Here is a 23,077-nt window from a genome sequence, read left to right as displayed (position 1 = left end):
CAAGTTTGGAACAGCTTGTCGACAACGAAGCGAGGATGGCGGATCAACTAGCTGCCCTGACAGCCCCCTGGTTGTCTTCAGCCCGGAGATCGCGAGCCGTTGCCGGTAGGCTGCGGCACGTTTTCGACCGTCCTTTCCACATCTGTGGATAACCATGTGGACAGTTGCGTTGTCGTCACCAACGGTTGTACCTCGACCCGGAATGAGCGAGAACCAGGGAGATGCGGCGTTGACCGATGACCCCGGTTCCGCCTTTGCCACAGTGTGGAGCGCGGTTGTCTCCGAACTCAACGGGGAGCCCAGCACCGGCATCACCCTCACCACTCCCCTGACCCCGCAGCAAAGAGCTTGGTTGAATCTTGTGCAACCGCTCACGATCGTCGAGGGATTTGCTTTGCTGTCGGTGCCGAGCAGCTTTGTTCAAAACGAGATCGAACGTCATCTGCGCACCCCGATCACCGACGCGCTGAGCCGACGACTCGGTCACCAAATACAACTTGGGGTCCGCATCGCTCCCCCCTCAACCGATGACGGCGCGCTCTCCCAAGACAGCTCTTTGTCGCAAACCGACACATTCACCGCTACCGAAGACGTCGGCTTCGATCTGTCCACAGACGCCGACGAGTTTGACGACAGTGGCGAAACCTTCGGCGGTGCTCACCAAAATTGGCCGACCTACTTCACCGAACGACCGCAGAGCACCGATACCGCAGCCGCCGGCGGAACCAGCCTCAACCGCCGCTACACCTTTGACACGTTCGTCATCGGTGCATCCAATCGGTTCGCCCACGCGGCCACCCTGGCCATCGCCGAAGCACCGGCCCGCGCATACAACCCGCTGTTCATCTGGGGCGAGTCCGGCCTCGGTAAGACCCATCTGCTCCATGCGGCCGGTAATTACGCCCAGCGGTTGTTCCCAGGGATGCGGGTCAAGTACGTCTCCACCGAAGAGTTCACCAACGACTTCATCAACTCGCTGCGCGACGACCGCAAGGTCGCCTTCAAACGCAGCTACCGCGACGTCGACGTGCTGCTCGTCGACGACATCCAGTTCATCGAGGGCAAGGAAGGTATCCAGGAAGAGTTCTTCCACACCTTCAACACGTTGCATAACGCCAACAAACAGATCGTCATCTCCTCCGACCGACCACCTAAACAGCTCGCCACCCTCGAAGACCGGCTCAGAACGCGGTTCGAGTGGGGGCTGATTACCGACGTCCAGCCCCCAGAGCTAGAGACCCGGATCGCCATCCTGCGCAAGAAAGCACAGATGGAACGTCTCGCCGTGCCCGACGATGTCCTCGAACTGATCGCCAGCAGCATCGAACGTAATATCCGCGAACTTGAGGGTGCCCTCATTCGGGTCACCGCCTTCGCTTCACTGAACAAGACGCCGATCGACAAGGCGCTGGCCGAGATCGTGCTGCGCGATTTGATCGCCGATGCCAGCACGATGCAGATCAGCTCGGCAACGATCATGGCGGCCACCGCCGAATACTTCGACACCACGGTCGAAGAGTTGCGCGGCCCCGGCAAAACCCGAGCACTGGCTCAGTCGCGGCAGATCGCGATGTACCTGTGCCGCGAGCTCACCGATCTCTCGCTGCCCAAGATCGGCCAGGCGTTCGGTCGAGATCACACCACCGTCATGTACGCCCAGCGCAAAATCTTGTCCGAGATGGCCGAGCGTCGTGAGGTCTTCGATCACGTCAAAGAGCTCACCACTCGCATCCGCCAGCGCTCCAAGCGCTGACCCGAGCCCATTTCCTGCACCTTTTTGCAAAAAACTTCTCTACCTCGAGTCACACCAGTCACAGCCAAGCGTTGTTGGTGGTTCTGTGTACAAACCACCCAAACTGCCGTGGACTCCCGCGTCTGCGGTGCACACCGTGATTCATCCCCAACGGCCCAACACCGACCACACAGTTGTCAAGCCAGTCATCCACAACCCGGCGCGCCGCCTAGCAGCACGGAGGTCTGGCTGTCCCCAAGATCCACACCCCTTATTACTGTTATTGAGATCTCTTCGTTGTTTGTTCGTTGAAATACAGCGTTGGGGACACGCGTTGCACAGCGGCGCAAGATGGCCCCTCAAGCGGTGGTTGTCAGCGCGAAGGATTAGCTTTCAAGTTGGCCCCAGAAGCTCTACGGTTGTTGTTCGACTACCGTTACGGTCGTCGTGGCGGACTAGACGTCACCGGCGTTCGTCACTGGGAGTCCCCACGCTAGCGGGGGCTAGCCACTGGATTTGATCTCACTGGTAGGTGAAGGGACGCAATGGACGCGGCTACGACACGTGGTCTCACCGACTTAAAGTTTCGTTTGGTGCGAGAGTCTTTCGCCGATGCGGTGTCGTGGGTGGCCAAGAATTTGCCCACCAGGCCCGCGGTCCCGGTGCTCTCGGGAGTGCTGCTGACCGGCTCAGACGACGGTCTGACGATCTCCGGGTTCGATTACGAAGTTTCCGCCGAAGTACAGGTGGCCGCCGAAATAGCTTCTCCTGGAAGTGTTTTGGTATCTGGCAGATTGTTGTCAGACATCACCAGGGCGCTGCCCAACAAGCCCGTTGATTTCTACGTCGACGGTAATCGCGTCGCACTGACCTGCGGAAGCGCCCGGTTTTCGCTCCCGACAATGGCGGTTGAGGATTACCCGACGCTGCCGGCGTTGCCGGAAGAGACCGGGACGTTACCGGCCGAGTTGTTCGCCGAAGCGATCAGCCAAGTTGCCATCGCGGCCGGCCGTGACGACACATTGCCCATGCTGACCGGGATCCGGGTCGAGATCTCCGGTGAGACGGTGGTTTTGGCCGCGACCGACAGATTCCGGCTGGCCGTTCGGGAACTGACCTGGACGGCGTTGTCGCCTGACATCGAGGCCTCGGTGTTGGTGCCGGCCAAGACGCTGGCCGAGGCCGCCAAAGCCGGCCCCGAAGGTTCTGATGTGCGGCTGTCACTGGGCGCCGGAACGGGGGTCGGAAAGGACGGGCTACTCGGCATTAGCGGGAACGGCAAGCGCAGCACCACGCGGCTTCTTGACGCGGAGTTTCCGAAGTTTCGCCAGTTGTTGCCCGCCGAACACACCGCAGTGGCCACTATCGATGTGGCCGAGTTGATCGAAGCAATCAAGTTGGTTGCATTGGTGGCTGACCGGGGCGCGCAGGTGCGCATGGAATTCGCCGACGGCATGTTGCGGCTTTCGGCCGGCGCCGACGATGTGGGACGAGCCGAAGAAGATCTTGCGGTGGACTACGCGGGTGAGCCGCTGACCATCGCGTTCAACCCGACTTATCTGACGGACGGCCTGGGGTCGTTGCACTCCGAGCGGGTGTCGTTTGGCTTCACGACCCCGGGTAAGCCGGCGTTGCTGCGGCCGGCGTCGGCTGAGGATGCGGTGCCGACAGGCAACGGCCCGTTCCCCGCGGTGCCGACCGATTACGTGTACTTGTTGATGCCGGTTCGGTTGCCCGGATAGGTGTATGTCCGGCATTTAGGACTGCGCGACTTCCGGTCCTGGGCCCACGCCGACCTCGAATTGCAGCCGGGGCGAACGGTGTTCGTCGGCCCTAATGGCTATGGAAAGACGAATCTGGTTGAGGCACTGTGGTATTCAAGCACATTGGGCTCACATCGAGTCGGAACCGATATGCCGCTGATCCGGGCGGGTGCGGATCGCGCGGTGATCTCAACCATCGTCGTCAATGAGGGTAGAGAGTGTGCGGTCGACCTGGAGATTGCCGCGGGGAGGGCCAACAAGGCCCGGCTGAACAGGTCACCGGTACGCAGCACCCGCGAGGTGGTGGGAGTGCTGCGCGCGGTGTTGTTTGCTCCAGAAGACCTTGCCCTGGTCCGTGGCGATCCGGCCGATCGGCGACGCTACCTCGATGAGCTTGCGACGGTGCGCCGCCCGGCGATCGCGGCGGTGCGTGCCGATTACGACAAGGTGCTGAGGCAGCGCACAGCGTTATTGAAAGCCGCCTCCGGTACGCGATACCGCGGCGATCGGGCGGCGTTGGACACGCTTGATGTGTGGGACAATCGCTTGGCCGAGCATGGCGCTGAATTGATGGCCGCCCGTATCGATTTGGTGAGTCAGTTGGCTCCGGAAGTGGAGAAGGCGTATCAGCTTCTGGCTCCGGAATCACGGTCGGCCTCGATTGGATACCGCGCCAGCATGGACGGGGTCGGTCGCGGAGAATCTGGTGGCGCGGATCGTGAGGCATTGGAGACCGGGCTGTTGGCTGCGTTGGCGGCGCGACGCAACGCCGAACTGGAACGCGGGGTATGTCTGGTTGGTCCGCACCGTGACGATTTGGAGTTGCGCCTCGGTGATCAGCCTGCGAAAGGCTTTGCTAGCCATGGGGAGTCGTGGTCGCTGGCGGTGGCGCTACGGTTGGCGGCGTACGAGTTATTGCGCGCCGACGGTACCGAGCCGGTGTTGTTGCTCGACGACGTGTTCGCTGAGCTGGATACGAAGCGTAGGCGCGCGTTGGCCACGGTGGCCGAGTCGGCAGAGCAGGTGCTGGTGACCGCAGCGGTGCTAGAGGATGTCCCCGCGAGCTGGGACGCTAGGCAGGTGTATATCGATCTGCGCGACGACGACACCGGGCGGGTTTCGGAGGTGCAGCGGTGACTGGCAAATACGACCGGAGCGGGCAGGATCGCGGTGAGCCGACCGAGCTTCGAGGGATTGACTTGGTCAGGCGAACCCTGGAGGAAGCCCGGGCCGCCGCACGCGCTCGGGGGTTGGATGCCGGTCGCGGTCGCGCGGCGCCGCCGCTCCCCCGCCGCGTGGCCGGACAGCGACGCAGCTGGTCGGGACCGGGGCCCGATGTTCGCGACCCGCAACCGTTGGGCAGGCTCACACGCGAGTTGGCAAAGAAACGTGGCTGGTCCACCCATGTCGCCGAGGGAATGGTGCTCGGCCAGTGGGCATCGGTGGTTGGCCAGCAGATTGCCGACCATGCCACCCCGACCGCGCTTACTGACGGGACGCTGAGCGTCACGGCCGAATCAACCGCGTGGGCCACGCAGTTGCGGATCATGCAAGCGCAGCTATTGGCCCGCATCGCCGCCGCGGTCGGCAACGGTGTGGTGACATCGCTGAAAATCACCGGACCGGTGACGCCGTCGTGGCGGAAAGGTCCGCGACACATCGCGGGCAGGGGGCCGCGCGACACCTACGGGTAATAGAGCCAACGGCCCCGACCGGGCAACGTTGGCGCGGCGGCTCAGAGCCGCCAGGACGAAACGGACCAGCATCTCCGACGTCGGGACGCGCCTGGAATAAAGATATCGAGCGCACGGCGCAATCAGATAGGTAGAAACGCGGCCAGAGAATCGGTGCCGACCGCGGCTCACGGTACAGTGGTGTGGTGCGACCGCTGCGGTGACTGGACCGCTCGCATGCAACCCCAAGGAGAGCATTCCGAACGTGGCTGCCCAAAAGAAGAAGCCCCAATCCGGATACGGCGCGGAACAGATCACCGTTCTCGAAGGGCTGGAGGCCGTCCGCAAACGCCCGGGCATGTATATCGGGTCCACCGGTGAGCGTGGTTTGCACCACCTCATTTGGGAGGTGGTCGACAACTCGGTGGACGAGGCGATGGCGGGTTTCGCCACCCAAGTCGATGTGCGATTGCTCGATGACGGCAGTGTGGAGGTCGCCGACAATGGCCGCGGTATTCCGGTTGCCATGCATGCCACTGGCGCCCCCACGGTAGACGTGGTGATGACGCAACTGCACGCCGGCGGCAAGTTCGGTGGCGAGAACAGCGGCTACAACGTCAGTGGCGGTTTGCACGGTGTCGGCGTGTCGGTGGTAAACGCGCTGTCAACCCGCCTTGAGGTCGATATCAAGCGCGACGGACACGAGTGGTCGCAGTATTACGACCACGCCGTTCCGGGCACCCTCAAACAGGGTGAGGCCACCAAGAAGACGGGAACCACCATCAGGTTCTGGGCCGATCCCGACATCTTCGAAACCACCGAATACGACTTCGAAACGGTGGCCCGCCGACTGCAGGAAATGGCGTTCCTGAACAAGGGCTTAACGATCAACCTCACCGACGAGCGGGTGAGCAACGAGGAGATCGTCGACGACGTCGTCAGCGACACCGCCGAGGCGCCGAAATCCGCTCAAGAGAAGGCAGCGGAATCGTCTGCGCCCCACAAGGTTAAGCACCGTACCTTCCGCTACCCTGGCGGCCTGGTCGACTTCGTCAAGCACATCAACCGGACCAAGAGCCCGATCCAGCAGAGCATCATCGACTTTGACGGCAAGGGCGCCGGCCACGAGGTCGAAATCGCGATGCAATGGAACGCCGGCTATTCGGAGTCGGTGCACACCTTTGCCAACACCATCAACACTCACGAAGGGGGCACCCACGAAGAGGGCTTCCGCAGTGCGTTGACATCGGTGGTGAACAAGTACGCCAAAGACAAGAAGCTGCTTAAGGACAAGGATCCCAACCTCACCGGCGACGACATCCGGGAGGGCCTGGCCGCGGTCATTTCGGTGAAGGTCAGCGAACCGCAGTTCGAGGGCCAGACCAAGACAAAACTCGGCAACACCGAGGTGAAGTCCTTCGTGCAGAAGGTGTGCAACGAGCAGCTCACCCACTGGTTCGAGGCCAACCCCTCAGAAGCGAAAACGGTTGTCAACAAGGCGGTGTCCTCGGCGCAAGCGCGGATCGCGGCCCGCAAGGCGCGAGAGTTGGTGCGCCGCAAGAGCGCCACCGATCTGGGTGGTCTCCCCGGCAAGCTCGCCGACTGCCGTTCCACCGATCCACGGAAATCGGAACTCTATGTCGTGGAAGGCGACTCGGCCGGCGGCTCGGCCAAGAGCGGTCGCGACTCGATGTTCCAGGCGATTCTTCCGTTGCGCGGCAAGATCATTAACGTCGAGAAGGCCCGCATCGACCGGGTGCTGAAGAACACCGAAGTCCAGGCGATCATTACGGCGCTGGGCACCGGGATTCACGACGAGTTCGATATCACCAAGCTGCGCTACCACAAGATCGTGCTGATGGCCGACGCCGACGTCGATGGCCAGCACATCTCCACGTTGTTGTTGACGCTGTTGTTCCGGTTCATGCGCCCGCTCATCGAAAACGGACACGTGTTTCTGGCGCAGCCGCCGCTGTACAAGCTGAAATGGCAGCGCAGCGATCCCGAGTTCGCCTACTCCGACCGCGAGCGCGACGGCCTGTTGGAGGCGGGGCTAAAGGCAGGCAAGAAGATCAACAAGGAAGACGGCATCCAGCGCTACAAAGGTCTGGGCGAAATGGACGCAAAGGAGTTGTGGGAAACCACAATGGACCCGTCGGTGCGGGTGCTGCGGCAAGTCACTCTGGATGACGCCGCGTCCGCGGACGAGTTGTTCTCGATCCTGATGGGCGAGGATGTCGATGCTCGTCGCAGCTTTATCACCCGTAATGCCAAAGACGTTCGCTTCCTAGACGTTTAACGCGAGGAATACATGACAGACACCACGCTGCCACCGGGTGACGATTCCGTCGAACGAATCGAACCGGTTGACATTCAACAGGAGATGCAGCGCAGCTACATCGATTACGCGATGAGCGTGATCGTCGGCCGCGCGCTGCCGGAAGTGCGCGACGGGCTCAAACCGGTGCACCGCCGCGTGCTCTACGCGATGTACGACTCGGGGTTCCGCCCGGACCGCAGCCACGCCAAGTCGGCGCGGTCGGTGGCCGAGACGATGGGCAACTACCACCCGCACGGCGACGCGTCGATCTACGACACCTTGGTGCGGATGGCCCAGCCGTGGTCGCTGCGGTATCCGCTGGTCGACGGTCAGGGTAACTTCGGCTCGCCGGGCAACGACCCGCCGGCGGCGATGCGCTACTGTACCTCTGCAGATGCATTGGTGCGCTTACCATTTGGGCAATCGGCGCGGATCGGCGACGTCGTGCCGGGCGCCCGCCCCAATTCTGACAACGCGGTCGAGCTGAAGGTCCTCGACCGGCACGGCGACCCCGTGGTAGCCGATCGGTTGTTCCATTCGGGCGAGCACCAGACCTACACCGTGCGCACCGCCGAAGGCTATGAGGTCACCGGCACCGCAAACCATCCGTTGCTGTGCCTTGTCGACGTCGGCGGTGTGCCGACGCTGCTGTGGAAGCTGATCGGGGAGATCCGCGACGAGGACCATGTCGTGTTGCAGCGGACTCCGCCGGTGGAACTCGGGCCGGCGGACTGGCACGACGTGATGGAAGCGCTCTTGTTGGGCGCGTTTATCAGCGAGGGCTTCGTATCGCAGACGCGCGCGGGATTCAACAACCTCGACCGCGAGTACTTCAACATGGTCGTCGCTGCGTATGACGCCGTCGTGGGTGGCCGACGCTATACGTCGGTTCGGACCATTGCGTCCGGATCGACGTTGCATGAGCTCGATATTCATAACCTCGCCGAACTCAAGAAGACACGCCTAGGCGACCTGTGTGGGCAACGATCGGCGGACAAGGTGGTACCCGACTGGCTGTGGCAGTCCTCGGCCGCCGTCAAGCGGGCCTTCCTGCAGGCGCTGTTCGAAGGTGATGGTTCGTGCTCTGTCTTACCACGCAACACGATTCAGGTGTCGTACTCGACACGCAGCGAGCAGCTAGCTGTCGACGTTCAGCAGATGCTCCTCGAGTTCGGTGTGGTATCTCGGCGGTACCTGCACGCAACGGGTGAGCACAAGGTCGTCATCACCAACCGTGCGCAAGCCGAAATGTTTGCAACACAAGTCGGTTTCGGTGGTGCGAAGCAATCCAAGCTCGCCAAGATTCTTGGTGCGATGCCACCGTGTGCCGGTCGCGATGGAGATCACGTTCCCGGACTGTCTTCGTTCATCCGTAAGCATGCCAGAGGTTCGTGGGCCGACCGCGATTGGCTCAACCGCCACAACATCGATCGCATCCAACGGTGGCGCACCCGCGGCGACGAGATCCTCTCGCACATCGCCGATCCCGACGTGCGTGCCATCGCCACCGAACTCACCGATGGCCGGTTCTACTACGCGCGGGTCGCCTCGGTGACCGAAGCCGGTGTCCAACCGGTCTACAGCTTGCGTGTCGACACCGACGATCATGCCTTCCTCACCAACGGCTTCGTTAGCCACAACACCGAGGCGCGGTTGACTCCGCTGGCCATGGAGATGTTGCGTGAAATCGACGAGGAGACAGTCGATTTCATACCGAACTACGATGGTCGTGTCCAGGAGCCGACCGTCCTGCCCAGTAGGTTCCCCAACCTGCTGGCCAATGGCTCCGGCGGCATCGCCGTCGGCATGGCCACCAACATCCCGCCGCACAACCTGCGCGAGCTCGCCGACGCGGTGTTCTGGGCGCTGGACAATTACGACGCCGACGAAGAGGCCACGCTGGCCGCCGTCATGGAACGCGTCAAAGGCCCCGACTTTCCCACCTCCGGACTGATCGTCGGAACCCAGGGCATCTCCGATGCCTACAAGACCGGCCGGGGTTCCATCAGGATGCGCGGAGTCGTTGAGGTAGAAGAAGATTCGCGCGGGAGAACCTCGCTGGTCATCACCGAGCTGCCCTACCAGGTCAACCACGACAACTTCATCACCTCGATCGCCGAGCAGGTCCGCGACGGCAAGCTGGCCGGCATCTCCAACATCGAGGATCAGTCCAGCGACCGGGTGGGCTTGCGTATCGTCATCGAACTCAAGCGCGACGCCGTGGCCAAGGTTGTCCTGAACAACCTCTACAAGCACACCCAGCTGCAGACCAGCTTTGGCGCCAACATGCTGTCGATCGTCGACGGAGTGCCACGCACGTTGCGGCTGGACCAGCTGATTCGCCACTACGTCGAACACCAGCTCGACGTCATCGTCCGCCGCACCACCTACCGGCTGCGCAAGGCCAACGAGCGGGCCCACATCCTGCGCGGTCTGGTCAAAGCGCTCGACGCGCTGGACGAAGTGATCGCGTTGATCCGCGCGTCCGAGACGGTCGACATCGCCCGCGCCGGCCTGATCGAACTGCTCGACATCGACGAGATCCAGGCGCAAGCCATCCTGGACATGCAGCTGCGCCGACTGGCGGCACTGGAACGCCAGCGCATCATCGACGACCTGGCCAAGATCGAGGCCGAGATCGCGGACCTGGAAGACATCCTGGCCAAGCCGGAGCGGCAACGAAAAATCGTGCGCGACGAACTCGGCGAAATCGTCGACAAGCACGGCGACGACCGTCGCACCCGGATCATCGCGGCCGACGGCGACGTCAGCGACGAAGATTTGATCGCCCGCGAGGACGTCGTCGTCACCATCACCGAGACCGGATACGCCAAGCGCACCAAGACCGATCTGTACCGCAGCCAAAAGCGTGGCGGAAAGGGTGTGCAGGGCGCCGGGCTCAAGCAGGACGACATCGTCCGGCACTTCTTCGTGTCCTCCACCCACGATTGGATCCTGTTCTTCACCACGCAGGGTCGGGTGTACCGGGCCAAGGCCTATGAGCTGCCGGAGGCCTCTCGAACGGCGCGCGGTCAGCACGTCGCCAACCTGCTGGCGTTTCAGCCCGAGGAGCGCATCGCCCAGGTCATCCAGATCCGCGGTTACGAAGACGCGCCGTACCTGGTGCTGGCCACGCGGAACGGCCTGGTTAAGAAGTCGAAGCTGACCGACTTCGACTCCAACCGCTCGGGCGGGATCGTCGCGATCAACTTGCGCGACAATGATGAGCTGGTCGGGGCGGTGCTGTGTTCGGCCGACGACGATTTGCTGCTGGTATCGGCCAACGGCCAGTCCATCAGGTTCTCGGCGACCGACGAGGCGCTGCGCCCGATGGGCCGCGCCACCTCCGGTGTGCAGGGCATGCGGTTCAACGCCGACGACCGACTGCTGTCGCTGAACGTGGTCCGCGAAGGCACCTACCTGCTGGTCGCCACGTCCGGAGGCTATGCCAAACGCACCGGGATCGAGGAGTATCCGGTACAGGGCCGTGGCGGCAAGGGGGTCCTGACCGTTATGTACGACCGTCGCCGTGGCAGGCTGGTCGGAGCGTTGATTGTCGACGACGACAGCGAGCTTTACGCGATTACCTCTGGGGGCGGCGTCATCCGCACGGCGGCGCGCCAGGTCCGCAAGGCGGGACGGCAGACCAAGGGCGTTCGGCTGATGAACTTGGGTGAGGGCGACACACTGTTGGCGATTGCCCGTAACGCCGAGGAAAGCGCTGACGACGTCGACAACGAGGGCGAGTCGCCTACCTGATAGGCGACAATTTCCGGCGGTGGATCGGCCGCAGGAAAGCCTGGGCAATTAGACTCAGCCCGATGACGATGCGAGCCGCATCGCAGCCCCAGGCGGTGCCGGGCAATTAGGCTCAGCGGCCTGGGTACATATGTTAGGAGTCGGGGTGACCTCACCGAACGAGCCGGACACCTCCAACTGGGGCGACAAATCGAATGGGGATGGTTCGGTCGAACGTGCCGGTGCACACCGGGCGGCGACCGGACCCGGCCGCATACCGGATGCCGGAGACTCGCCGCCATGGCAGCGTGGTGCGACCAGACCGTCCCAACCAGCGCATCGCCAGGCTGCCGATCCGCCTACCGACGTGCGGGCGCCCTCCAGCGTTGATGCCCGACTCAACCGCTTCATCACGGGCACGTCGGCGCCGTCGGCAGGCCCATCCGCGAAGCCCGCGCCGCCGGAGTCCGACGCTCTGCCGGTGCGCAGTGACGGCCCGCCCGCTGAGGCGTACGCCAGCGAATTGCCCGACCTGTCCGGGCCAATGCCCCGGGCCACGCAACGCAAGCCTGCCGTGGACCGTGCCGCTGAGCCGAGCCCGGGCCGTTCGGCGACCTCTGAAGCCCGAGAAACCCGCGAATCCCGGGTCCAGGTGTCCTCCCGACGAACCCGTGGTCCGGTGCGCGCCAGCATGCAGATCCGGCGGATCGACCCGTGGAGCACGTTGAAGGTGTCGCTGTTGCTGTCGGTGGCGCTCTTCTTCGTGTGGATGATCGCTGTCGCGTTCCTCTACCTGGTGCTTGGTGGCATGGGTGTGTGGGCCAAACTGAACAGCAATGTCGGCGATCTGTTGAATAACACCAGCGGTACCAGCGGAGAGCTAGTCTCCAGCGGAACGATATTCGGTGGCGCCGTCCTGATCGGCCTGGTCAACATTGTCCTGATGACCGCGATGGCCACGATCGCGGCGTTCGTCTACAACCTGACGACCGATCTGATCGGCGGTATCGAAGTGACGCTGGCAGACCGGGACTAGGTTGGATGCGTGGCGACCCGCTGCGCCCGGCTGCGCCGCGCTTGCGATCGCCACTAGCGTTTTGGGTGGCGACCCGCTGCGCCCGGCTGCGCCGCGCTTGCGATCGCCACTAGCGTTTTGGGTGTCGGGCGGCGATTGCGGTAATCTCGTCGCTCGGCCGTACGCGAGTACGGGCCTATAGCTCAGGCGGTTAGAGCGCTTCGCTGATAACGAAGAGGTCGGAGGTTCGAGTCCTCCTAGGCCCACGACCATGTACCCGTTGAGACGTTGCGTGAAGCTCGCGGTGCCACTGGCGGCGATCGCTGCGGTGGCGGCGGTAGTGCGATCACGACGCGGCGTCGAGGTGTGGCACATGGAGCCAGATCCACCCTCTGGTCTTGCACCTAACCATGAAGAGGGGCCTTAGCTCAGTTGGTAGAGCACTGCCTTTGCAAGGCAGGTGTCAGGGGTTCGATTCCCCTAGGCTCCACAAATTGCCATAGGCGGGTATGCCGGCAATCCTCACACCCGAAGCCCCGCAATCTCCAATCGCCCCAACGCCCTTGTGGCGCAACGAAATTACCTGTGCGCGGTCCATCCGTGGCGGGCGGCCGCGCGTCACGGTGCCGGGGGCGGACCCAGGATCTCGATGCCGTACGAACGTGCCATGGCCGTAAGGGCGGCCGGGTCCGGCGGTACTTCGTCGGGCGGCGTGGTGGTGTCGGTCGCGGGCGTTCCGACGGCGCGCGTGAACTTTGCAAACCCGGCCGGCGTGTGCACGGTGAGGAACCAAGCATCGGGGCTGGTTACTACAAAGGCGTGCGGTAGCTGCCGGGGCAAAAAGGCGACCGATCCGGGTCCGGCGGCATGCGCCTCACCGCCCACCTCGACGCGTAGTTCGCCGTCGAGCACGAAAAAGGTCTCCTCCTCGGCCAGATGCCGATGCAGCGGGCTCCCGTAGCCTCGCTCGCCCCGCTGTTCCAGCACGTCGAAGGTTCCGTCGGTTGCATCCCCGGTGGCGCGGACCCGGATGAGCGCGCCCAGGAACCACACCGCCTGCTGGGCCTCCGGCGTGATGATCGCCGGCGTAGCCGGCGCGTGGTGGTGCGTCTGAAAGGTCATGGCCCCAGGGTTGACAACGTCTGACGGCCTCAAACTGGGTAGCGCCGACGCTCAAGATTCCGTCACGGCCGCGGGTGCACGTCCACGCTCGGCGGCAGCGGTGACGGCTCCTTGCGCGTCGAGCGCCGGACAATGCTGAACGCGACCGCCCCGCCCGCCAGTACCGCGATGGCGGCGCCCGCGCTGAGCCACGGACGACGCTTGCTTCGGCGTTGCGACCGGCGTGCCTCCTGGAGCACCTGCGGCAGGTTGGCGACCACCTCCTGTGCGGCGGCCAGCTCCTGAGCGATCGTCTCTTGGGCGGCTGCGATCTCGCGGGCCAGCCGGCCTTTCCGGTAGCGGCGACGAAGCTCCGATGCCGTCGACTGCGCCGAGTGAACCCCGAGTCCGACAACGCCTCGGGTGACGTCCACAGGTCCCACCGCCGAATAGGTCAGGCCGCGGGTCAGTCGTTCCCTTGGGGTCAACCGGGTTTCCGCGTTCTCGCTCATCTGCCGCCTTTCTCTTTCGTCAGGTACCTCCACGTACCTAGGACAGACTGCCACCATAAAGACGCCTGCGGACCTATTGTGCGAACGCCGCACCCGGTGCGGACGGGCCGGCGCGTAATGGCAGACTGTGATCCCGTGACTAACAGCCCCATTCAGCCCGCCACCGCCACGCTGCACACCAACCGCGGAGACATCAAGGTCGCCCTGTTCGGAAACCACGCGCCCAAGACCGTCGCCAATTTTGTGGGCCTGGCGCAGGGCACCAAGGAGTACTCGACCCAAAACGCCTCGGGCGGCCCGTCCGGCCCCTTCTACGACGGCGCGGTCTTTCACCGGGTGATCCGGGGCTTCATGATCCAGGGCGGCGACCCGACCGGAACCGGTCGTGGCGGCCCCGGCTACAAGTTCGCCGACGAGTTCCATCCCGAGCTGCAGTTCGACCGGCCCTACCTGCTCGCGATGGCCAACGCCGGGCCGGGCACCAACGGCTCACAGTTCTTCATCACCGTCGGTCCGACCCCGCACCTGAACCGGCGTCACACGATCTTCGGTGAGGTGACGGACGCGGAGTCGCAGCGTGTCGTCGAGGTGATTTCAACGACGGCCACCGACGGCAACGACCGGCCGACTGACCCGGTCGTCATCGAGTCGATCACGATCACCTAGACGCCGGGCCGAAACCCTCGCGAGGGTGCGCAAAATGCCGGCCGCGTCGGCGTGTCGGTGTGCGGACACGCACGCTCGGCGCCCGATGCGCCGCGCGCGCCCAAAGGATCAGTAGCCGGCCTCGGTAAGGGCGTCGAGCACCTCGAGTGGTTCGGTGCCGAGATCCCAACGGGACAGGATTAGCAGTCCGCCGTTGACCGTTTCGATCTCGAGCAATCGGACTTTGCGACCAAAGCGGCGGAACTCGGTGATCCTGATGATCTTGATCTGAGGACGCCGTAATAACTGCGTCTGAAACCACCCCCGGATCGCCAAGCCTTCGGTGGTAATTGCCAGCTTTGGACGCGCGCGCCACGAGCCGCCCGCAAACAAGATCAGACCCAGCGCGGCAATTCCGGTGATAACACGCCCGGGCGGATCTGTGACCAGGGTCACACAGGCGATAGCCATCACAACGCCTGCAACCCCACAACCAGCGATTCCTGCCGTCCGAGGCGCCCATTCTGTTTGCTGCATTCGGTAGCTAGACCCTCCCACCACCGCGGATACAGTTATCCACAGACGCTATCAACAGTGGGGATAAATCACACGCGTGTGATTGTGTGATCTTAAGGTTGCTGCGCCAGTAACGCGCAGACCGCAAAATGAATTCATTACGTTCGCGTCAACCGTCAGTGCCACCGCATCGTGAGCAACAAACCGGTGATCATGAAAGCGAACGCGATCGCGTAGTTCCACGGACCGAGCTCAGCCATCCAATGCAGCGCCGTGGGCGCATTGCTGCCTACGGCGGCCAGCTGAAACACCATCAACCAGATGAGGCCGATCAGCATCAAACCGATGAACAAGGCGACGAACCACACACTCGACGGTCCCGCCTTCACCTTCACCGGCGTGCGGCTGACCGCGCTGACGGTGAAATCGTTTTTCTTGCGGACCTTGGATTTCGGCATCTGCTACCTCGGGTTACGGTTGCTGCTGCAGGCATAGCTTGTTTTCAGGCTTGGCTACGAGACTAACCCACCTGGCACCGTGACCAGGAAACGGAGACATGATGATCGACAGGCGCCGCTCGCCATGGCGGTTCGGTGTGCCGCTGGTCTGCTTGCTGGCGGGGCTGCTGCTGGCCGCGACGCACGGGGTGTCCGGTGGCGCGGAGATCCGCCGCAGCGACGCACCGCGCCTGGTCGACCTGGTGCGCCAGGAGCAGTCGTCGGTGGCCCGCCTCAACGCCCAACGCGAAGCACTGACCCAACGGATCGACGCCGCGCACGGTCGGTCCTCGGATACCGCATTGACGGCGATGCTGCGGCGAACCGCCGAACTGGCCGGTGAGGCCGATATGAACCCGGTCCACGGTCCGGGCCTGGTGGTGCGTCTCAGTGACGCACAACGCGACGCCAACGGCCGCTTCCCACGCGACGCCTCTCCCGACGACCTGGTTGTGCATCAGCAAGACATCGATGGCGTCATGAACGCGATGTGGAGTGCCGGCGCGGAGGCGATCCAGATGCAGGACCAGCGCATCATCGCGACCTCGGTAGTTCGCTGCGTCGGCAACACGTTGCTGCTCAATGGGCGTACCTATAGCCCGCCCTACACGATCACCGCGATCGGCAATGCCGCCGGCATGCAAGCGGCGCTGGCTGCCGCGCCGCTGGTGACGCTCTACAAGCAGTACGTCGTTCGATTCGGCCTCGGCTACCACGAGGAAGTCAAGCCGGACGTACAAATCGTCGGCCATTCCGAACCGGTCCAGCTGCATTTCGCAAAGCCGTCGGGGCCCTTGGGGTACTGAGGCTTTATCGAGCCGGACGGTAACCTGTCACGATGCGGATCCTGGTCGTCGACAACTACGACAGCTTCGTTTTCAACCTGGTGCAGTATCTTGGCCAGCTTGGCGTCGATGCCGAGGTGTGGCGCAACGACGACGCTCGGCTGTCTGATGAAGCCGCCATCGCCGCCCAGTTCGACGGCGTCCTGCTAAGCCCCGGTCCGGGTACCCCGGAACGCGCAGGCGCGTCGATCGGCTTGGTTCGTGCCTGCGCCGCGGCCTGTACCCCCCTGCTCGGAGTATGTCTCGGGCACCAGGCCATCGGCGTCGCCTTCGGCGCGACCGTCGACCGCGCGCCCGAGTTGCTGCACGGCAAGACCAGCAGCGTGTTCCACACGAACACCGGTGTGTTGCAAGGACTTCCGGACCCGTTCACGGCGACCCGATACCACTCGCTGACCATCCTGCCGGACTCGCTGCCCGCGGAGCTGGTGGTCACCGCCCATACCCGCAGCGGTGTGATCATGGGCGTACAGCACACCGGGTTGCCCATCCACGGTGTCCAGTTCCACCCGGAGTCGATCCTCACCGAAGGCGGGCACCGGATGCTCGCCAACTGGCTGGCGTACTGCGGCTGGGCGCGCGACGACACGCTGGTGCGCCGGCTGGAAAACGAAGTTCTCATCGCAGTTCGGTCGCAGATCCCGAGCTCAACAAACAGCTCGGCCGAGGCTACTGGCCGAACTTCAGCGTGATGATGCCGTCGCGGTTGACTCCGGTACCGGCCGGCGGACTCTGATAGACGACCCGGTTGTGCTGGGAGCCACCGGCATCGACGTCAGCTCCCTTGTCCAACACCCCGGTCCAACCCAGTGCGCGCAGCCGCGGTTCGGCGTCGGTCCAGAACATGCCGGACAAATCGGGCATGACGAACTGATTGCCCTTCGAGACCTGCAGTTCGATGACCGAGTCGACCGGAACCGTGGTACCCGCGGGCGGGTTGGTGCCGATCACGTCACCGGCCGGCTTCGGGCTGTCCACCTGCGACTGACTGAACTTGGTGAAGCCGTAGACGGTGAGGTTTTTCTGGGCTAGGTCGACGGTCTGGCCGCCCACGTCGGGAATCTGCTTAGCCTCAGGCCCAGAGCCGACAATGATGGTGATCACGTTGGTGATCGCCGACGTCTGATTGGCCGGCGGATTCGTACCGATCACCTTGCCCATCAGTTCGGGGGTCGACGGCGAATTCGCCTGCTTGAACTTGCCGAATCCAGCGGCAGTCAACTTCTTGACCGCCTCGGCGTAGCTCAGCGAGGAGACGTCGGGCAGTTCACGTTGCTCAGGCCCGGTGGAAACGTTGATCGTGATCTCGTCGCCCGCACCCACCGACGAATTGGCGCCCGGATCGGTGCCGATCACGTGGTCCGGTGGGATCGTCGAGTCAGGCTTTTGCAGGGTACGTGTTTTGAAGCCCCGGTTCTGTAGTGCGGCAATCGCGTCGGCGGACGCTTGCCCTCGCACGTCGGGCACTTGGATATTGCGCGTGTTGCCGCCGAACGTGTTGATTGCGATGAAGACGACGATGGTTAGCACCGCCAGTCCGGCGACCGCGGCCACCCACCGGCCGACGGACCCCATATTGCGCTCGCGGTCGGTGTCGAAGACCTGGCGAGGTAGCGGATCGGTCCGCGGACCGCTGAGGTTTCCGGCCGTGGAGGACAGCATTGAGCGGCGCTCGGCACCGGTGAGCACCTTGGGCGCCTCCGGTGGCTCACCGTTGTGCACGCGGACCAGGTCGGCGCGCATCTCCGCCGCGGTCTGATAGCGGTTCTCGGGGTTCTTGGCCAGCGCCTTGAGCACGACGGCGTCGAGGTCGGCGGAGATGCCTTCGTGCCGCTCTGACGGCGGAACGGGGTCTTCACGCACATGCTGGTAGGCGACGGACACGGGCGAGTCGCCGGTAAAGGGTGGCTCTCCGGTGAGAACCTCGTAAAGAACACAACCCAACGAATAGACATCGGAGCGGGCGTCGACGGCGTCACCGCGGGCCTGTTCCGGTGACAGGTATTGCGCCGTCCCGATCACCGCCGCGGTCTGGGTGACACTGTTGCCGCTGTCGGCAATCGCGCGGGCGATGCCGAAGTCCATCACCTTCACGGCGTTGGTGGTGCTGATCATGATGTTGGCTGGCTTGACGTCGCGGTGGATGATGCCGTTTTGATGGCTGAAGTTCAGTGCCTGGCAGGCATCGGCGATGACTTCGATGGCTCGTTTGGGCGGCATCGGACCATCGGTGTGCACGATGTCGCGAAGGGTGACGCCGTTGACGTACTCCATGACGATGTAGGGCAACGGGCCGGCGGGTGTTTCGGCTTCGCCGGTGTCGTAAACGGCGACGATCGCCGGATGATTCAGTGCCGCGGCGTTTTGGGCCTCTCGCCGGAAGCGCAGGTAGAAGCTGGGATCACGGGCCAGGTCCGCGCGCAGCACCTTGACCGCGACGTCGCGATGCAACCGCTGGTCACGGGCGAGATGAACTTCGGACATCCCCCCGAAACCGAGGATGTCGCCCAGTTCGTAGCGGTCGGACAGGTGCCGAGGGGTGGTCATTGCGGTATCTCGTATCGGGCCAGCGACGCGCTGCCATGCAGCGTCAGTGGGGCGTCGACTGGGCTGAGGTTCTGAAGTCCAGAAATACCTGCTTCTTCGCCATCCGTCCAATTGAGGCCCGGGCCCTGCCCGGCAGGGGTCTTGGTCGCTGGTGGGCCGCCGGTGTCGGTAACAGTCGGCGGTGGTGATTGCTGCTGAGTCTCCGCGCTGGAATTGATGACGATAAGCACGGCGATGATGATCGCCAGCGCACCCAACACGCCCGCGGCCCAGAGCAGCGCGCGCTGGCCCGACGAGAACGTGCGCCGCGCCGGGGGCTGGCGGCGACTTCCGGTCGTCGGGCGGGACCGGCGGGGCGGCGGGGTCCGGCTGCTGGAGGTGGCCGCGATCCTGGCAGGAGCGCCCGAAGGTATCGCCGCCGGGGCGGCCCGGCCGGCCGGCGGTGTCTGACTGGGCCGCGGAGGGCGGCGTCCGGCTCGGACCGCGGCGACGGCGTCAGCGAACGGTCCCCCACTGCGATAACGCATGGCGGGGTTCTTCACCAGGGTGATCTCGATGAGTTCGCGCACATTGGGCGGCAGGTCGGCGGGCAGCGGCGGCGGTGGCTCTTTGATGTGCTTCATCGCCACCGTCAGAGCACCGTCGCCGGTGAACGGCCGCTTACCCGAAACTGCTTCGTATCCAACAACTCCCAGTGAGTAGACGTCACTGGAAGGGCTCGCGTCTTGCCCCAGAGCCTGTTCCGGCGCGATGTATTGCGCGGTGCCCATGACCATGCCGGTCTGGGTCACCGGCGCAGCATCGACGGCCTTGGCGATGCCGAAGTCGGTGATCTTCACCTGCCCGGTGGGGGTAATCAAGATGTTGCCCGGTTTGACGTCGCGGTGTACCAATCCGGCCGCATGTGCAACTTGCAGGGCGCGACCAGTCTGCTCGAGCATGTCGAGTGCGTGGCGCAGCGACAGCCGGCCGGTGCGCTTGAGCACCGAGTTCAGCGGCTCGCCGTTGACCAGCTCCATGACCAGGTAGGCGGTGCGACCTTCCCCGTTCAGCTGGCTTTCGCCGTAGTCGTGGACGCCGGCGATCCCAGGGTGGTTGAGCATCGCGGTGGTGCGCGCCTCGGCGCGGAACCGTTCGATGAACTCTGGGTCCTGGGAGAACTCCTGCTTGAGGACCTTGACCGCAACGCGTCGGCCCAGCCGGCTATCCACCGCCTCCCAGACCTGGCCCATGCCGCCGGTGGCGATGAGGCGCTGCAGGCGGTACCTGCCAGACAGCGTCACACCTACTCTCGGGCTCATGGTCCCCCCTGCAGCGCGGCTTCGATCACGGCCCGCCCGATAGGCGCGGCGAGCGCACCACCGGTCGCAGACAGGCGATCGCCCCCGTTCTCTACCAGCACGGCAACGGCAACCTTCGGAGCTTGCGCGGGCGCGAAGGCGATATACCACGCGTGCGGTGGAGTGTGGCGGGGGGCGGTGCCGTGCTCTGCGGGACCAGTCTTGGATGCGATCTGCACGCCGGGGATGGCCCCTTTCTGCTGTGCGAATTTCTCGGCGCCGACCATCAGCTCTGTTAGCTTAGCGGCGATCTGCGGCGACACTGCGCGGCGCTGCTGATAAGGGGCTGTAGTGGCGATGTTGGCCAGGTCAGGCCCCTTGAGGCTGTCGATCAGGTAGGGCCGCATCGTGATCCCGCCATTTGCGATAGTCGCAGCCACCTGCGCGTTCTCCAGCGGTGTCAGCGCAACATCTTTCTGTCCCATACTCGACATCCCCAGTGCGGCGGCGTCTGGAAGTCCTCCGATCGTTGATTCGGCGACCTGCAGTGGAATTGGGCTGGGTGGGGTGTCGAGGCCGAACGACCGCGCCATGCTGCGCAGGGCGTTGGCGCCGGTGACGATGCCCAGTTGGACGAATGCGGTGTTGCATGACTTGGTGAAGGCCTCGCGCAGCGACACCGTCGGGTCGGGGCTGCACGGTTCGCCGCCGTAGTTTTCCAACGTGGCCGTGCTATTGGGCAGCGGAATCGTGGCCGCCGCGGTCAGCTGATCGGTATCGCTGGCTCCGGCCGCCAGTGCGGCGGCGGTGGTGATCACTTTGAAGGTGGACCCGGGCGGGTACGTCTCGGAGATGGCGCGGTTGATCAGCGGGTTATCCGGATTGTCCCGGAGCCGCTGCCACGCCAGCGCCTGCACCTCGGGATTGTGCGACGCCAGCTGGTTCGGGTCATAGGACGGCGAGGACACCAGCGCCAGGATCCTCCCGGTTGACGGTTCCAGGGCGACGACCGCTCCTTTACAGGGCGACCCACCACAGCCTTGTTGCATGGCGTCCCAGCCGGCCTGCTGGACGCGCGGGATGATCGTGGTGTCGACGCTGCCGCCGCGTGGGTCGCGTCCGGTGAAGAAGTCGGCCAGCCGACGGCCGAAAAGTCGCTCGTCGGAGCCGTTTAGCACCGGATCCTCGGCCCGTTCCAGCCCCGTGCTGGAATAGCGCAGCGAGTAGAAGCCGGTCACCGGTGCGTACATCGCAGGGTTGGGATACACCCGGAGGAACCGAAACCGACTGTCGGTGGCCATCGAATAGGCCAGCAGCTGCCCGCCCGCGGTAATCTGTCCGCGCTGGCGCGAATACTCATCGAGTAGGACGCGCTGGTTGCGGGGGTCAGCGCGTAGTCCGTCGGCGGTGAATACCTGCGTGTATGTGGCGTTGAGCAGTAGCAACACGATCAACGCCATCACGGTCACCGAGATCCGGCGCAGCGACGCGTTCATACTTTCTGGATCACCTCGGTGCTGGCCGCCGCGATCGGCGATGTTTTACGCGGGCGGGTGCGCAGTGGACGTCGGGCACCGTGCGAGATGCGGGCCAGGATGGCCAACAGCACGTAGTTGGCCAGCAGCGATGACCCACCGTAGGACATCCACGGAGTGGTCAATCCGGTCAGCGGGATGAGCTGGGTTACTCCGCCCACGACGATGAATAGCTGGATCGCCAGCGTCGAGGCCAGGCCCGCGGCCAGCAGCTTGCCAAAGCTATCCCGGATGGCGATCGCGGTGCGCAGCCCCCGCACGATGACGATCGTGTAGAGCATGAGAATGGCCGCCAAACCCACTAATCCAAGCTCTTCGCCGAACGCGGCGATGATGAAATCGGTCGATGCCGCGGGCACGGTGTCGGGTTGCCCGTTACCCAGTCCGGTGCCGAAGATGCCACCGGTAGCAAAGCTGAACAGCGACTGCACCATCTGGTAACCGCTGCCGTCGGGGTCGGCGAACGGGTCCAGCCACGTCTGCACGCGAACGCGAACATGGGCAAAAAGGAAGTACGCCACAACGCTTCCCGTGGCGAACAAGACCAGACCGATGACCACCCAACTAAACCGCTGCGTGGCCAGATACACCACCACCAGAAATGACGCGTATAACAGCAGCGAAGTGCCGAGGTCCTTTTCGAAAACCATCACACCCACCGAGATCACCCAAGCCGCCAGTAGCGGCGCGAGGTCTCGGGGGCGGGGCAGGGTCATACCCATCAAGTGCTTGCCGGCGCTGGTGAATAGGCCGCGTTTGGCCACCAGCACCGCCGAGAAGAAGATCAACAGCAGAATCTTGGAAAATTCGGCGGGCTGAATCGAGAAGCCGGGCAAGCGAATCCAGATCTTGGCGCCGTTCTGCTCGGACAGCCATGCCGGCAGCAGTGCGGGAATCGCCAAGAAAACCAAGCCCGTGAGTCCACAGATGTAGCCGTAGCGCGCGAGTTGTCGGTGGTCCTTGAGGAACGTCACCACAAGCGCGAACGACGTCACGCCGACCAGAGTCCACAGCATCTGCTGATTTGCGCTGGGGTGACCGTACCGGCCAACTTCTTTGTCGACGAGGTCAAGCCGGTGGATCATCACCAGCCCAAGCCCATTGAGCAGCGCCACCACGGGCAGCAGGAGCGGATCGGTATAGGGTGCGAAACGCCTGATGGCCAGGTGCGCAAATCCGAAGAGGGTCAAGAATGCCAGCCCGTAACTGGCCAGGTCCCAGTGCAAGCCCCGCTCTTGGTTGGCCTCCACGATAAGCAGTGCAGCGATGGTGATGACGGCGGCGAAGCACAACAGCAGCAGCTCGGCGTTGCGTCGAGTCGGCAGCGGGGGTGTCACCGCTACGGGTGGCTGCAGTTG

The 23,077-nt window shown here is 63.9% G+C and carries 18 protein-coding genes and 2 tRNA genes; 12 read left to right on the top strand and 8 right to left on the bottom strand.

The genetic code is table 11. From position 1 onward, the window contains the following. Positions 1-229 precede the first annotated feature (229 nt). From dnaA to MSIMFI_RS06285, 9 genes are all read left to right on the top strand, one after another. Positions 230-1,753, top strand: a complete 1,524-nt coding sequence (dnaA, locus tag MSIMFI_RS06325; protein WP_191498056.1) for a chromosomal replication initiator protein DnaA — start codon at positions 230-232, stop codon at positions 1,751-1,753. Positions 1,754-2,277: 524 nt separating this feature from the next. After that, positions 2,278-3,474: a DNA polymerase III subunit beta gene (gene dnaN, locus MSIMFI_RS06320; RefSeq protein ID WP_186245418.1), complete on the top strand. Its 1,197-nt coding sequence runs from the start codon at positions 2,278-2,280 to the stop codon at positions 3,472-3,474. Then, a complete protein-coding gene (gene recF / locus MSIMFI_RS06315; RefSeq protein WP_191496560.1) occupies positions 3,475-4,632 on the top strand; it encodes a DNA replication/repair protein RecF in 1,158 nt (385 codons plus the stop codon). After that, entirely contained in the window at positions 4,629-5,189 is a 561-nt protein-coding gene (locus MSIMFI_RS06310) for a DUF721 family protein (protein WP_191496559.1), read from the top strand. The genes recF and MSIMFI_RS06310 overlap by 4 nt, the downstream gene beginning before the upstream one ends. A 244-nt stretch (positions 5,190-5,433) precedes the next feature. Then, on the top strand, positions 5,434-7,467 hold the full coding sequence (gene gyrB, locus MSIMFI_RS06305) for a DNA topoisomerase (ATP-hydrolyzing) subunit B (RefSeq protein WP_191498055.1): 2,034 nt from the start codon (positions 5,434-5,436) through the stop codon (positions 7,465-7,467). A gap of 12 nt (positions 7,468-7,479) precedes the next feature. Then, a complete protein-coding gene (gene gyrA, locus MSIMFI_RS06300) occupies positions 7,480-11,247 on the top strand; it encodes an intein-containing DNA gyrase subunit A (RefSeq protein ID WP_191496558.1) in 3,768 nt (1,255 codons plus the stop codon). Between the two features lie 145 nt (positions 11,248-11,392). Beyond that, entirely contained in the window at positions 11,393-12,262 is an 870-nt protein-coding gene (locus MSIMFI_RS06295) for a DUF3566 domain-containing protein (protein ID WP_191496557.1), read from the top strand. A 171-nt stretch (positions 12,263-12,433) separates the two neighbouring features. After that, positions 12,434-12,507: transfer RNA gene (locus tag MSIMFI_RS06290), tRNA-Ile, on the top strand. 151 nt (positions 12,508-12,658) lie between these two features. Then, positions 12,659-12,731: transfer RNA gene (locus MSIMFI_RS06285), tRNA-Ala, on the top strand. 128 nt (positions 12,732-12,859) lie between these two features. Here the strand turns inward: MSIMFI_RS06285 and MSIMFI_RS06280 are convergent. Both MSIMFI_RS06280 and cwsA read right to left on the bottom strand, forming a co-directional pair. Beyond that, positions 12,860-13,363, bottom strand: coding sequence for a cupin domain-containing protein (locus MSIMFI_RS06280; RefSeq protein WP_191496556.1), 504 nt, complete (start codon positions 13,361-13,363; stop codon positions 12,860-12,862). A gap of 62 nt (positions 13,364-13,425) precedes the next feature. Next, positions 13,426-13,854, bottom strand: coding sequence for a cell wall synthesis protein CwsA (cwsA, locus tag MSIMFI_RS06275; RefSeq protein ID WP_191496555.1), 429 nt, complete (start codon positions 13,852-13,854; stop codon positions 13,426-13,428). A gap of 117 nt (positions 13,855-13,971) precedes the next feature. Between cwsA and MSIMFI_RS06270 the strand changes: the two genes are divergently transcribed. Beyond that, the gene (locus MSIMFI_RS06270) at positions 13,972-14,520 is read left to right on the top strand and encodes a peptidylprolyl isomerase (RefSeq protein ID WP_191496554.1); all 549 of its coding nucleotides are present in this window, start codon (positions 13,972-13,974) and stop codon (positions 14,518-14,520) included. Between the two features lie 108 nt (positions 14,521-14,628). Here MSIMFI_RS06270 and MSIMFI_RS06265 read toward each other — a convergent pair whose 3' ends face one another. Beyond that, positions 14,629-15,036 (bottom strand): PH domain-containing protein, encoded by a 408-nt coding sequence (locus MSIMFI_RS06265; RefSeq protein ID WP_191496553.1) that lies wholly within the window; start codon positions 15,034-15,036, stop codon positions 14,629-14,631. A 155-nt stretch (positions 15,037-15,191) separates the two neighbouring features. After that, complete coding sequence (gene crgA, locus MSIMFI_RS06260) at positions 15,192-15,473, bottom strand: cell division protein CrgA (RefSeq protein ID WP_085252994.1); 282 nt, start codon at positions 15,471-15,473, stop codon at positions 15,192-15,194. Between the two features lie 101 nt (positions 15,474-15,574). Between crgA and MSIMFI_RS06255 the strand changes: the two genes are divergently transcribed. Both MSIMFI_RS06255 and MSIMFI_RS06250 read left to right on the top strand, forming a co-directional pair. Further along, entirely contained in the window at positions 15,575-16,318 is a 744-nt protein-coding gene (locus tag MSIMFI_RS06255; RefSeq protein ID WP_191498054.1) for a DUF881 domain-containing protein, read from the top strand. A 32-nt stretch (positions 16,319-16,350) separates the two neighbouring features. Continuing rightward, positions 16,351-17,049: an aminodeoxychorismate/anthranilate synthase component II gene (locus tag MSIMFI_RS06250; RefSeq protein ID WP_191496552.1), complete on the top strand. Its 699-nt coding sequence runs from the start codon at positions 16,351-16,353 to the stop codon at positions 17,047-17,049. Here MSIMFI_RS06250 and pknB read toward each other — a convergent pair. From pknB to MSIMFI_RS06230, 4 genes are all read right to left on the bottom strand, one after another. Next, on the bottom strand, positions 17,027-18,904 hold the full coding sequence (pknB, locus tag MSIMFI_RS06245) for a Stk1 family PASTA domain-containing Ser/Thr kinase (protein ID WP_191496551.1): 1,878 nt from the start codon (positions 18,902-18,904) through the stop codon (positions 17,027-17,029). The two genes, MSIMFI_RS06250 and pknB, sit on opposite strands and share 23 nt — an antisense overlap. Then, positions 18,901-20,205, bottom strand: a complete 1,305-nt coding sequence (locus MSIMFI_RS06240; RefSeq protein WP_191496550.1) for a serine/threonine-protein kinase — start codon at positions 20,203-20,205, stop codon at positions 18,901-18,903. Before MSIMFI_RS06240 ends, pknB begins: the two co-directional genes overlap by 4 nt. Continuing rightward, positions 20,202-21,680 carry a D,D-transpeptidase PbpA gene (pbpA, locus tag MSIMFI_RS06235; RefSeq protein WP_191496549.1) on the bottom strand — a complete coding sequence of 493 codons (1,479 nt, stop codon included), beginning with the start codon at positions 21,678-21,680 and terminating at the stop codon, positions 20,202-20,204. The genes MSIMFI_RS06240 and pbpA overlap by 4 nt, the downstream gene beginning before the upstream one ends. Then, positions 21,677-23,077, bottom strand: a 1,401-nt coding sequence (locus MSIMFI_RS06230; protein WP_191496548.1) for an FtsW/RodA/SpoVE family cell cycle protein, incomplete at its 5' end; no start/stop codon positions are given. The genes pbpA and MSIMFI_RS06230, both read right to left, overlap by 4 nt.

It is taken from the genome of Mycobacterium simulans (genome assembly GCF_900232995.1).
In the GTDB taxonomy this organism is placed as follows: domain Bacteria; phylum Actinomycetota; class Actinomycetes; order Mycobacteriales; family Mycobacteriaceae; genus Mycobacterium; species Mycobacterium simulans.
The sequence above is the reverse complement of the archived record's forward strand: the minus strand, read 5'-3'. Positions and strand labels throughout refer to the sequence as shown.

Bases quoted from the DNA above. Each gene is read 5' to 3' on its own strand.
- dnaN (WP_186245418.1), top strand. From the start codon at position 2,278: ATGGACGCGGCTACGACACGTGGTCTCACCGACTTAAAGTTTCGTTTG.
- gyrA (WP_191496558.1), top strand. From the start codon at position 7,480: ATGACAGACACCACGCTGCCACCGGGTGACGATTCCGTCGAACGAATC.
- MSIMFI_RS06280 (WP_191496556.1), bottom strand. From the start codon at position 13,363: ATGACCTTTCAGACGCACCACCACGCGCCGGCTACGCCGGCGATCATC.
- cwsA (WP_191496555.1), bottom strand. From the start codon at position 13,854: ATGAGCGAGAACGCGGAAACCCGGTTGACCCCAAGGGAACGACTGACC.
- MSIMFI_RS06270 (WP_191496554.1), top strand. From the start codon at position 13,972: ATGGCAGACTGTGATCCCGTGACTAACAGCCCCATTCAGCCCGCCACC.
- MSIMFI_RS06265 (WP_191496553.1), bottom strand. From the start codon at position 15,036: ATGCAGCAAACAGAATGGGCGCCTCGGACGGCAGGAATCGCTGGTTGT.
- crgA (WP_085252994.1), bottom strand. From the start codon at position 15,473: ATGCCGAAATCCAAGGTCCGCAAGAAAAACGATTTCACCGTCAGCGCG.
- MSIMFI_RS06255 (WP_191498054.1), top strand. From the start codon at position 15,575: ATGATCGACAGGCGCCGCTCGCCATGGCGGTTCGGTGTGCCGCTGGTC.
- MSIMFI_RS06250 (WP_191496552.1), top strand. From the start codon at position 16,351: ATGCGGATCCTGGTCGTCGACAACTACGACAGCTTCGTTTTCAACCTG.
- pknB (WP_191496551.1), bottom strand. From the start codon at position 18,904: ATGACCACCCCTCGGCACCTGTCCGACCGCTACGAACTGGGCGACATC.
- MSIMFI_RS06240 (WP_191496550.1), bottom strand. From the start codon at position 20,205: ATGAGCCCGAGAGTAGGTGTGACGCTGTCTGGCAGGTACCGCCTGCAG.
- pbpA (WP_191496549.1), bottom strand. From the start codon at position 21,680: ATGAACGCGTCGCTGCGCCGGATCTCGGTGACCGTGATGGCGTTGATC.